Origin of the sequence: Phytobacter sp. RSE-02 (assembly GCF_040578655.1) — a bacterium.
In the GTDB taxonomy this organism is placed as follows: Bacteria; Pseudomonadota; Gammaproteobacteria; order Enterobacterales; family Enterobacteriaceae; genus Phytobacter; species Phytobacter diazotrophicus.
Map to the genome: position 1 here is coordinate 124290 of NZ_JBEULY010000009.1, position 12028 is coordinate 136317.

At 53.7% G+C, this 12028-nt stretch carries 10 protein-coding genes; all 10 read left to right on the forward strand.

Annotation, left to right across the window (positions count from 1 at the left end):
- Positions 1–3: 3 nt before the first annotated feature.
- A complete protein-coding gene (mutL, locus tag ABU190_RS18670) occupies positions 4–1854 on the forward strand; it encodes a DNA mismatch repair endonuclease MutL (RefSeq protein WP_354692114.1) in 1851 nt (616 codons plus the stop codon).
- Positions 1847–2797 carry a tRNA (adenosine(37)-N6)-dimethylallyltransferase MiaA gene (miaA, locus tag ABU190_RS18675; RefSeq protein ID WP_354692115.1) on the forward strand — a complete coding sequence of 317 codons (951 nt, stop codon included), beginning with the start codon at positions 1847–1849 and terminating at the stop codon, positions 2795–2797. Before mutL ends, miaA begins: the two co-directional genes overlap by 8 nt.
- 96 nt (positions 2798–2893) lie before the next feature.
- A complete protein-coding gene (gene hfq, locus ABU190_RS18680; RefSeq protein ID WP_039077815.1) occupies positions 2894–3199 on the forward strand; it encodes an RNA chaperone Hfq in 306 nt (101 codons plus the stop codon).
- Positions 3200–3273: 74 nt separating this feature from the next.
- Positions 3274–4554 carry a ribosome rescue GTPase HflX gene (gene hflX / locus ABU190_RS18685; protein ID WP_039077814.1) on the forward strand — a complete coding sequence of 427 codons (1281 nt, stop codon included), beginning with the start codon at positions 3274–3276 and terminating at the stop codon, positions 4552–4554.
- A 140-nt stretch (positions 4555–4694) separates the two neighbouring features.
- Complete coding sequence (gene hflK / locus ABU190_RS18690; RefSeq protein WP_039077813.1) at positions 4695–5960, forward strand: FtsH protease activity modulator HflK; 1266 nt, start codon at positions 4695–4697, stop codon at positions 5958–5960.
- A 2-nt stretch (positions 5961–5962) separates the two neighbouring features.
- Entirely contained in the window at positions 5963–6967 is a 1005-nt protein-coding gene (gene hflC, locus ABU190_RS18695; protein ID WP_039077812.1) for a protease modulator HflC, read from the forward strand.
- A gap of 74 nt (positions 6968–7041) precedes the next feature.
- Positions 7042–7239: a DUF2065 domain-containing protein gene (locus ABU190_RS18700; protein WP_039077811.1), complete on the forward strand. Its 198-nt coding sequence runs from the start codon at positions 7042–7044 to the stop codon at positions 7237–7239.
- Positions 7240–7342: 103 nt separating this feature from the next.
- Positions 7343–8641 (forward strand): adenylosuccinate synthase, encoded by a 1299-nt coding sequence (purA, locus tag ABU190_RS18705; RefSeq protein ID WP_039077810.1) that lies wholly within the window; start codon positions 7343–7345, stop codon positions 8639–8641.
- Between the two features lie 151 nt (positions 8642–8792).
- Entirely contained in the window at positions 8793–9221 is a 429-nt protein-coding gene (nsrR, locus tag ABU190_RS18710; RefSeq protein ID WP_039077809.1) for a nitric oxide-sensing transcriptional repressor NsrR, read from the forward strand.
- Between the two features lie 155 nt (positions 9222–9376).
- Entirely contained in the window at positions 9377–11809 is a 2433-nt protein-coding gene (rnr, locus tag ABU190_RS18715) for a ribonuclease R (protein WP_296414348.1), read from the forward strand.
- Positions 11810–12028: the final 219 nt, after the last annotated feature.

Below are 12028 nucleotides of genomic sequence, written 5' to 3' on the forward strand. Positions count from 1 at the left end.
TTCATGCCGATTCAGGTTTTGCCGCCACAGCTTGCGAACCAAATCGCCGCAGGCGAAGTGGTGGAACGCCCTGCGTCGGTGGTGAAGGAACTGGTGGAAAACAGTCTGGATGCGGGCGCGACCCGCATCGATATCGATATTGAACGCGGCGGGGCGAAGCTTATCCGCATTCGCGATAATGGCGGCGGCATTAAAAAAGATGAGCTGGCGCTGGCGCTGGCACGTCATGCCACCAGTAAAATTGCCTCGCTTGACGATCTTGAAGCCATCATCAGTCTGGGTTTTCGCGGTGAAGCGCTGGCCAGTATCAGCTCTGTCTCGCGTTTGACGCTCACCTCGCGCACCGCCGAACAGCAGGAGGCCTGGCAGGCTTATGCGGAAGGCCGCGATATGGACGTGACCGTTAAGCCTGCCGCCCATCCTGTTGGCACCACCCTGGAAGTGCTGGACCTCTTCTATAACACCCCGGCGCGGCGCAAATTCATGCGCACTGAAAAAACCGAATTCGGCCATATTGATGAAGTCGTAAGACGCATCGCGCTGGCGCGTTTTGATGTCACCATCAACCTAAGCCATAACGGTAAGATGATGCGTCAGTACCGTGCGGTGACTCAGAACGGGCAAAAAGAACGTCGACTGGGGGCTATTTGCGGTACTGCATTTCTGGAACAGGCGCTGGAAATCGAATGGCAGCATGGCGATCTGGCGCTACGTGGCTGGGTGGCTGAGCCCACGGCGACCACATCCGCGTTTGCTGAAATCCAGTATTGCTACGTCAATGGCCGCATGATGCGCGATCGCCTGATTAACCACGCGATTCGCCAGGCCTGTGAAGACAAGCTTGGGGCCGATCAGCAGCCTGCCTTTGTCCTCTATTTAGAGATAGACCCGCACCAGGTTGATGTGAACGTGCACCCGGCAAAACATGAGGTGCGTTTTCACCAGTCAAGGCTGGTGCATGATTTTATCTACCAGGGTGTGCTGAGCGTGCTGCAACAGCAGACAGCAACCGCCTTGCCGTTGGAAGACGAACCTGCGCCGCGTCCGATACCGGAAAACCGCATCGCCGCCGGGCGCAATCACTTCGCAGAACCCTCTGTGATGCGCGAGCCTACGCCGCGAGCGTCTGCTTCATCAGGAGCTGCTTCGGCAGGTTCCGCGCGTGCGCCTTCATGGCCAAACGCACAGCCGGGTTATCAGAAGCAGCAAGGTGCGCTGTACCGCCAGTTGCTGGAAACCCCGGCGGCGGAGCGTAAAGCGGATGTCGTAAAAGAAGCCGCTCCCGTTCTGGACGCGCACAGCCAGAGTTTTGGTCGGGTGCTGACGGTTGTCGCGCCTGCCTTTGCTTTGCTTGAGCGCGGCGGCCAGGTCGCGTTACTGGCGTTGCCCGTGGCAGAACGCTGGCTGAGGCAGGCGCAATTGTCGCCGACCGGCGGGCCGGTGTGCGGACAGCCGCTGCTCATTCCCGTGCGTCTGAAAGTGTCCTCACAAGAAAATGCCGCGTTAAAACGCGCGCAACCGGTACTGGCTGAAATGGGTATCGAATTTGTGCCGGATGGTCAACACGTTACGATTCGCGCCGTGCCTTTACCCTTACGCCAACAAAATTTACAAATCTTGATTCCTGAACTGATAGGCTACCTGGCGCAGCAGACAGAGATTGATGTGGTGAATGTTTCCCACTGGCTGGCTCGTCATCTGGCGAGCGAACATACCCAGTGGAATATGGCGCAGGCCATTAGCCTGCTTACCGACGTCGAGCGTCTTTGTCCGCATCTGGTTAAGACCCCGCCAGATGGTTTGTTACAACCTGTTGATTTATCTATGGCGATGAATGCCCTGAAACATGAGTGATGTAAGCAAGGCTGGCCTGCCTAAGGCTATTTTTTTGATGGGGCCGACGGCCTCTGGCAAAACGGCATTAGCCATTGAGTTACGTAAAGTTTTGCCAGTTGAGTTGATAAGCGTAGATTCAGCCCTTATCTATCAAGGGATGGATATCGGTACGGCGAAGCCGACTGCCGCTGAATTACGCGCCGCTCCGCACTGGTTGTTGGATATTCTCGACCCGGCGCAGGCGTATTCCGCAGCCGATTTTCGCCGCGATGCGCTGGCAGCCATGGCGGAGATTACCGCAGAAGGGCGCATTCCGCTGCTGGTTGGCGGCACGATGCTTTATTTTAAGGCACTGCTGGAAGGGTTGTCCCCTTTGCCATCAGCGGATCCAGCGGTACGAGCAGAGATTGAAAGACAAGCAGCAGAGCGTGGATGGGACGCGTTGCATCAGCAGCTACAGACTATTGATCCTGTAGCCGCAGCGCGAATCCATCCAAATGATCCGCAAAGGCTTTCCCGGGCACTGGAAGTTTTTTTCATTTCGGGTAAAACTTTAACAGATCTGACGCAAACGTCTGGAGATACTCTGCCGTATCAGGTGCATCAGTTCGCCATCGCCCCGGCGAGCCGTGAACTGCTCCATCAGCGAATTGAGCAGCGTTTTCATCAGATGTTAGCTTCGGGTTTTGAAGCAGAAGTGCGGGCGCTTTTTGCTCGCGGAGATTTGCATACGGATATGCCTTCCGTTCGTTGTGTGGGTTATCGCCAGATGTGGTCGTATCTTGAAGGCGAAATATCCTACGACGAAATGGTTTACAGAGGTGTTTGCGCCACGAGGCAGTTAGCTAAGCGGCAAATAACCTGGTTGCGTGGCTGGGATGGCGTTCACTGGTTAGACAGTGAAAAGCCGCAAGAGTCATACAACGAAGTGTTACAGGTTATTGGTGCGATCGCGAATTGAATGTGTACAATCAAGTTGTATCGTGCGCAAAATTTTACGCAGTTTTCAGAACTCCCGGGTTCTAAGTACAAAACAAGCATATAAGGAAAAGATAGAATGGCTAAGGGGCAATCTTTACAAGATCCGTTCCTGAACGCACTGCGTCGGGAACGTGTTCCAGTTTCAATTTATTTGGTGAATGGTATTAAGCTGCAAGGGCAAATTGAGTCTTTCGATCAGTTCGTGATCCTGTTGAAAAACACGGTCAGCCAGATGGTCTACAAGCATGCTATTTCTACTGTTGTTCCGTCTCGCCCGGTTTCTCATCATAGCAATAACGCGGGCGGCGGCACTGGCAGTAACTACCATCACGGTAGCAATGCTCAGTCCTCTGCGCAGCAGGACAGCGAAGAAACCGAATAAGGTTGATGGCTGTTTTTCCATGTCGGGGAGCCAGGATTCTGAGTTCCCCGCTGGTATTTTAGGAGAGTTTACGCTTGTTTGACCGTTATGAAGCCGGTGAGCAGGCGGTGCTGGTACACATCTATTTTTCGCAAGACAAAGATATGGAAGATCTCCAGGAGTTTGAATCTCTGGTCTCTTCCGCCGGTGTCGAAGCAATGCAGGTGATTACTGGTAGCCGTAAAGCACCGCACCCTAAGTATTTTGTAGGTGAAGGTAAGGCTGTCGAAATTGCGGAAGCCGTAAAAGCGACAGGGGCTTCTGTTGTTTTATTTGATCACGCATTGAGTCCGGCCCAGGAACGTAATCTTGAAGCGTTATGTGAATGCCGGGTTATCGACCGTACAGGTCTGATATTAGATATTTTCGCCCAGCGTGCGCGTACCCATGAAGGTAAGCTGCAGGTTGAGCTGGCGCAGTTGCGCCATTTAGCGACGCGTTTAGTGCGTGGCTGGACCCACCTTGAAAGACAGAAGGGCGGGATTGGTTTGCGTGGCCCGGGTGAAACCCAGCTCGAAACCGACCGTCGTTTACTGCGTAATCGTATTATGCAAATCCTCTCGCGGCTTGAGAAAGTGGAAAAGCAGCGTGAACAGGGACGCCGCTCGCGCATGAAAGCGGATATTCCAACGGTGTCGCTGGTGGGTTATACCAACGCCGGCAAATCCTCCCTGTTTAATCAGATAACCGAGGCCCAGGTGTACGCGGCGGATCAACTGTTCGCCACACTGGACCCGACCCTGCGTCGTATTGATGTTGCTGACGTAGGTGAAACCGTACTGGCGGATACCGTTGGGTTTATTCGCCATTTGCCACATGACCTGGTGGCGGCGTTTAAAGCGACGTTGCAGGAAACCCGGCAGGCGACGCTGCTATTGCATGTCATAGACGCTGCCGATGTGCGTGTCGCTGACAACATTGAGGCGGTGAACATTGTGCTTGAAGAGATCGACGCACATGAAATCCCGACGCTGCTGGTGATGAATAAGATCGATATGCTGGATGATTTTGAGCCGCGTATCGACCGTGATGATGAAAATAAACCGATTCGGGTGTGGCTTTCCGCTCAGACCGGAGTCGGCGTACCACTGTTATTCCAGGCTTTAACAGAGCGGCTGTCTGGCGAGGTTGCGCAGCATACGTTGCGTTTGCCGGCAAAAGAAGGTCGTCTGAGAAGTCGTTTTTATCAGCTTCAGGCCATCGAAAAAGAGTGGATGGAGGAAGACGGGAGTCTGGGCATACAGGTGCGTATGCCGATTGTGGACTGGCGTCGCCTCTGTAAACAAGAACCGGCACTGGAAGACTACGTCGTCTGACCGGTTGGCCAGAAGGATTTTCCCCTTTGGGGGTACCTAAAATAATTTGGGTTGCATCGTGGCGGCAAATCAAGGCCGCCAACAAAGAGGCAGCCCAAAGCATGAAGGGTAAAACCGCATAACAAATATGGAGCACATACATGGCGTGGAATCAGCCCGGTAACAACGGACAAGACCGCGACCCGTGGGGAAGCAGCAAACCAGGCGGCAACTCTGAGGGAAATGGAAACAAAGGCGGTCGCGATCAGGGGCCACCTGATCTGGATGATATCTTCCGTAAGCTGAGCAAAAAACTCGGCGGCCTGGGCGGTGGCAAAGGCACCGGTTCAGGTGGCGCAAGCCAACAACCTTCCGGCCCGCGTGGCCACGTTGGCGGCCGCATCGTCAGCATCGTCGCGGCTGCTGCCGTGATTATCTGGGCTGCCAGTGGGTTCTACACCATTAAAGAAGCGGAACGTGGCGTTGTGACCCGTTTCGGCAAATTCAGTCATCTGGTAGAGCCAGGTCTGAACTGGAAACCGACCTTTATCGATAACGTGACGGCGGTAAACGTCGAATCCGTTCGCGAGCTGGCGGCGTCCGGCGTGATGTTAACGTCTGATGAAAACGTCGTGCGCGTCGAAATGAACGTGCAGTACCGCGTGACCGATCCTGAACGTTACCTTTATAGCGTAACCAGCGCGGATGACAGCCTGCGCCAGGCGACAGACAGCGCGCTGCGTGGCGTTATTGGTAAATACGGCATGGACCGCATTCTGACTGAAGGCCGTACCGTTATCCGTAGCGATACCCAGCGTGAGCTGGAAGAGACCATCAGACCGTACAACATGGGTATCACCCTGCTGGACGTCAACTTCCAGGCGGCGCGTCCGCCAGAAGAGGTCAAAGCCGCCTTTGATGATGCGATTGCCGCACGTGAAAACGAGCAGCAATTCATCCGTGAAGCGGAAGCGTACACCAACGAAGTGCAGCCTCGTGCAAACGGTCAGGCGCAGCGTATCCTGGAAGAAGCGCGTGCGTACAAGACCCAAACCATTCTGGAAGCCCAGGGTGAAGTGGCTCGCTTTGCGAAGATTCTGCCTGAGTATAAAGCCGCACCGGAAATTACCCGTGAGCGTCTCTATATCGAGACCATGGAAAAAGTGCTGAGCCACACCCGTAAAGTGCTGGTCAACGATAAAGGTGGCAACCTGATGGTTCTGCCGCTTGATCAGATGCTGAAAGGCGGGAATGCACCTGCGGCAAAGAGCGATAGCAGTGGCGCGAACAACCTTCTGCGCCTGCCGCCTGCGTCCTCTTCCGGTAACAGCGGTGCGAGCAATTCATCGTCTATCAGTCAGGGCGACATTATGGACCAACGCCGCGCTAACGCGCAGCGTAACGACTATCAGCGTCAGGGGGAATAACGATGCGTAAGTCAGTTATCGCGATTATCATCATCGCGCTGGTAGTGCTCTACACCTCTATTTTTGTCGTAAAAGAGGGTGAACGCGGGATCAAATTCCAGTTCAGCAGCGTGGTGCGTGACGGCGATAAAAAGCCGGTAATTTATGAGCCTGGTCTGCATTTTAAAGTGCCTTTTATTCAGTCAGTTAAAATGATGGACGCGCGTATCCAGACGATGGATAACCAGGCCGATCGTTTCGTGACCAAAGAGAAGAAAGACCTGATTGTCGACTCGTACATCAAGTGGCGGATCAGCGATTTCAGCCGTTACTTCCTGGCGACGGGAGGCGGTGACGTCTCTCAGGCGGAAGTACTGTTGAAACGTAAGTTCTCGGACCGTCTGCGTTCTGAAATTGGTCGCCTGGATGTCAAAGATATCGTGACCGACTCTCGTGGCCGCCTGACGCTGGAAGTGCGTGACGCGCTGAACTCCGGTTCTGCGGGTACGGTAGACGAAGTGACAACGCCAGCGGCGGATAACGAAATCGCTAAAGCGGCGGAGCGCGTTCAGGCTGAAACCAACGGTAAAGTGCCGGTGGTGAACCCGAACAGTATGGCGGCGCTGGGTATTGAAGTCGTTGATGTGCGTATCAAGCAGATCAACCTGCCAACCGAAGTGTCGGAAGCGATCTTCAACCGTATGCGCGCTGAGCGTGAAGCGGTTGCCCGTCGCCACCGTTCTCAGGGTCAGGAAGAGGCTGAAAAACTGCGCGCAGCGGCCGATTATGAAGTCACGAAGACACTGGCGGAATCTGAGCGTCAGGGCCGTATCCTGCGTGGTGAGGGCGATGCCGAAGCGGCGAAACTGTTTGCTGACGCCTTTAGTCAGGATCCTGACTTCTACGCCTTTATCCGTAGCCTGCGTGCTTACGAAAGCAGTTTCCAGAGCAACCAGGATGTGATGGTTCTCAGCCCGGATAGCGATTTCTTCCGTTACATGAAGACACCGACTTCCGCGACACGTTAAACTGACGTCTCGATTTTATAAGTAAAAACCACCGGCCCATCAGGGCGGTGGTTTTCTTTTTATAAGGATAAAAAATGAACGCAACAATCTGGCTGGCACTGGCGCTCGTGTTGGTGTTTGAAGGGCTCGGTCCGATGCTTTATCCCCGAGCCTGGCGTCGCATGATTGCCACGATGAGTACATTGCCAGACAACCTGCTGCGTCGTTTCGGAGGGGGTCTTGTGGTCGCCGGTATCGTTATCTACTACATGTTGAGGAAAACGATTGGCTGATCAAAAAACGGTCGGATTTGCCTCATTTTGGGTACAAAAAGTGCTGTATATCTGAAAAAGCGATGGTAGAATCCATTTTTAAGCAAACGGTGATTTTGAAAAAATGGGTAACAACGTCGTCGTACTGGGCACCCAATGGGGTGACGAAGGTAAAGGGAAGATTGTTGATCTTCTGACTGAACGGGCTAAATATGTTGTTCGCTACCAGGGCGGTCACAACGCAGGCCATACTCTCGTAATCAACGGTGAAAAAACCGTCCTCCATCTTATTCCATCGGGCATTCTTCGTGACAATGTGACCAGCATCATCGGTAACGGTGTTGTGCTGTCTCCTGCTGCTCTGATGAAAGAGATGAAAGAACTGGAAGACCGTGGTATCCCGGTTCGTGAACGTCTGCTGCTCTCCGAAGCATGCCCGCTGATCCTTGATTATCACGTTGCGCTCGATGTAGCACGTGAGAAAGCGCGCGGTGCGAAAGCTATCGGCACCACCGGTCGTGGTATCGGGCCAGCTTATGAAGATAAAGTTGCTCGCCGCGGTCTGCGTGTTGGCGACCTGTTCGATAAAGCGACCTTTGCTGACAAACTGAAAGAAGTGATGGAATATCACAACTTCCAGTTGGTGAATTTCTATAAAGTTGAAGCGGTTGACTACCAGAAAGTGCTGGACGATGTCATGGCGATTGCCGACATCCTCACCGCGATGGTGGTTGATGTTTCCGATCTGCTGGATCAGGCGCGTAAGCGCGGCGACTTCGTGATGTTCGAAGGTGCGCAGGGTACGCTGCTGGATATCGACCACGGTACCTATCCGTACGTCACCTCCTCTAACACCACTGCAGGTGGCGTGGCAACAGGTTCTGGCCTGGGTCCGCGTTATGTGGATTACGTACTGGGTATCATCAAAGCCTACTCCACCCGCGTGGGTGCGGGTCCGTTCCCGACAGAACTGTTCGATGATATCGGCGAGTTCCTGTGCAAACAGGGTAACGAATACGGCGCTACCACTGGTCGTCGTCGTCGTACCGGTTGGCTGGACTCCGTTGCCGTTCGTCGTGCTGTGCAGATCAACTCCCTGTCTGGCTTCTGCCTGACCAAGCTGGACGTCCTGGACGGCCTGAAAGAAGTGAAGATCTGTGTTGCTTACCGTATGCCGGATGGTCGTGAAGTGACGACGACTCCGCTGGCGGCAGACAACTGGGAAGGTATTGAGCCGATTTATGAAACAATGCCGGGCTGGTCTGAATCGACCTTTGGCGTGAAAGAGCGTAGCGGGTTACCGCAGGCGGCGTTGAATTACATCAAACGCATTGAAGAACTGACTGGCGTGCCGATCGATATTATCTCTACCGGTCCGGACCGCACAGAAACCATGATCCTGCGCGACCCATTCGACGCGTAATGATCCAGGGGGCTTGCCTTGCAGGCCCCTCTCTTCCTGCTTTTTTCCCCTTCAGTTCAAATAAATTAGCGGCATCACTGTTGGCTGGTTTATCATCAATAGAGTCAATACCTGTAGGTATCTCACCTTTCTCCCTTTTACTGAGGTAGATGTGCAGTTAACAAGTTTTACGGATTACGGATTACGCGCATTGATTTACATGGCTTCCTTGCCGGAAGGAAAGATGACCAGCATTACCGAGGTCACTGAAATTTATGGTGTGTCCCGTAATCATATGGTCAAAATAATCAATCAACTTAGTCGTGAAGGTTACGTTGCTGCCGTCAGAGGAAAAAACGGCGGGATACGCCTTGGTCGGGCGGCGAAAGATATCTGCATTGGCGATGTCGTGCGTGATCTGGAACCGCTGGCGCTGGTTAACTGTAGCAGTGAGTTTTGCCATATTACTTCCGCCTGCCGCCTTAAGCGGGCGCTTTCTAAGGCTGTGCAAAGTTTCCTCAAGGAGTTGGACAACTACACGCTGGCCGATTTGGTTGAAGAGAATCAACCGCTTTACAAATTACTGCTGGTGGAAGGATAAAAGCCCTGAGTATTTCGCGTTACATCGCGGTGGCAACTGAACGAATTCCCCCGGCGCTTATATCGATAAGTGACGGGGTGAGTGAAAGAAGCCAACAAAGAGGTAGCCTGAAAGATAACGGGACTTTCACCAGAGATGACAACGGAGGAACCGCTATGTCACACGATCCTTTCCAGGAACGCGAAGCTGAAAAATACACAAACCCCATCCCCAGCCGCGAATTTATCCTCGAACATTTAACAAAACGCGAAAAACCGGCCAGCCGTGAAGAGCTGGCAATTGAACTCAATATCGAAGGCGAAGAGCAAAACGAAGCACTGCGCCGCCGCCTGCGCGCCATGGAGCGCGACGGACAACTGGTCTTTACCCGCCGTCAGTGTTACGCCCTGCCAGAACGCCTTGATTTGCTGAAAGGAACGGTTATCGGTCACCGCGATGGCTACGGCTTCTTGCGCGTAGAAGGCCGCAAAGACGATCTGTACCTCTCCAGCGAACAGATGAAAATGTGTATTCACGGCGATCAGATTCTGGCCCAGCCGCTGGGTGCCGACCGTAAAGGTCGTCGTGAAGCGCGTGTTGTGCGCATCCTGGTACCGAAAACCGGTCAGATTGTTGGCCGTTACTTTACCGACGCGGGCGTCGGCTTTGTGGTGCCGGATGACAGCCGTCTGAGTTTCGACATACTGATCCCGCCAGAAGAGATCATGGGCGCGCGCATGGGCTTTGTGGTGGTGGTTGAACTGACCCAGCGCCCGACCCGTCGCACTAAAGCCATCGGTAAAATTGTCGAAGTACTGGGCGACAATATGGGCACCGGCATGGCTGTCGATATGGCGCTGCGTACCCATGAAATTCCGTACGTCTGGCCGCCTGCGGTTGAAAAACAGGTTTCAGGGCTGAAAGAGCAGGTGCCGGAAGAGGCCAAAGTGGGCCGCATAGACCTGCGTTCCCTGCCACTGGTCACCATCGATGGTGAAGATGCCCGCGACTTCGACGACGCCGTTTATTGTGAGAAAAAACGCGGCGGCGGCTGGCGCCTGTGGGTTGCTATTGCCGATGTCAGCTATTACGTCCGTCCGGGCACGCCGCTGGATGATGAGGCGCGTGCTCGTGGAACCTCGGTCTATTTCCCATCCCAGGTTGTGCCGATGCTGCCGGAGGTGCTCTCCAACGGCCTGTGTTCACTCAACCCGCAGGTTGACCGTCTGTGTATGGTCTGTGAAATGACCATTTCGGCAAAGGGTCGTCTGACGAGTTATACCTTCTACGAAGCGGTAATGAGCTCCCATGCCCGTCTGACCTACAACAAGGTCTGGCATATACTGCAGGGCGATCAGGATCTGCGCGAGCAGTATGCGCCGCTGGTTAAGCACATCGAAGAGCTGCACAACCTCTATAAAGTTCTTGATGCCTCCCGTGCCGAACGTGGCGGCATCTCCTTTGAGAGCGAAGAGGCGAAGTTCATCTTCAACGCCGAGCGTCGTATTGAGCGCATTGAGCAAACTCAGCGTAATGATGCCCATAAATTGATTGAAGAGTGCATGATCCTCGCAAATATCTCGGCGGCGCGCTTCGTTGAGAAAGAGAATGAGCCCGCGCTGTTCCGTATCCATGACAAGCCAACGACTGAAGCGATCACTTCTTTCCGTACCGTTCTGGCGGAGTTGGGCCTGGAGCTACCGGGCGGTAACAAGCCTGAGCCTGCGGATTATGCAGCACTGCTTGAGTCCATCGCCGATCGTCCCGATCATGAGATGCTGCAAACCATGCTGCTGCGATCCATGAAGCAGGCGGTCTACGATCCGGAAAACCGCGGCCACTTCGGCCTGGCGCTGCAATCTTATGCACACTTTACCTCGCCGATCCGCCGTTATCCTGACCTGTCGCTGCACCGTGCCATCAAATATCTGCTGGCGAAAGATGAGGGCCATACCGGCAACAGCACCGAAACCGGCGGCTGGCACTACTCTATGGAAGAGATGCTGCAACTGGGCCAGCACTGCTCAATGACTGAACGTCGCGCGGATGAAGCGACCCGTGAAGTCTCTGACTGGCTGAAATGCGACTTTATGCAGGACCAGGTGGGCAATACCTTCCCTGGCGTGATTGCCAGCGTCACCGGCTTTGGCTTCTTTGTACGCCTGACCGATCTGTTTATCGATGGTCTGGTGCACGTCTCCACGCTCGATAACGACTACTATCGCTTCGACCAGGTGGGCCAGCGTCTGATTGGCGAATCGGGCGGCCAGACTTACCGTCTGGGCGACAAAGTGGAAGTGCGTGTGGAAGCGGTCAATATGGACGAGCGTAAAATCGACTTCTCGTTGATTTCCAGCGAACGCGGGCCGCGTAATGTGGGTAAAACCGCACGTGAAAATGCGAAGAAAGGTAACGGCGCTAAGCCGTCGGGAAAACGTCGTCAGACCGGTAAGAAAGTTAATTTCGAACCCGACAGCGCATTCCGTAAAGCGAAAAGCCCCGCGAAACCGAAGAAAGAAAAAAGCGTGAAAAAGCCGTCCGCGAAGACGCAAAAAATTGCCGCAGCGACTAAAGCGAAGCGTGCGTCAAAAAAGAAAGACGCTGAATAAATAGCGCTGAAATACCGCCTGATAACCCCTCTCTATGCAGAGGGGTTATTCTTTTTTAACGTAATATATTCCCGCGTGTAATAGAAATAGCCCTCCGGACGGTTATTTCTCTGACTTAGCTAAATTGTGAGAATCGATATTTATTATTGGTGATTAGCGCTCAGATTCTGATGTGTATAGTGACTCCCATCTGTTATTCGCTTATTTAGCAAGGAGTCG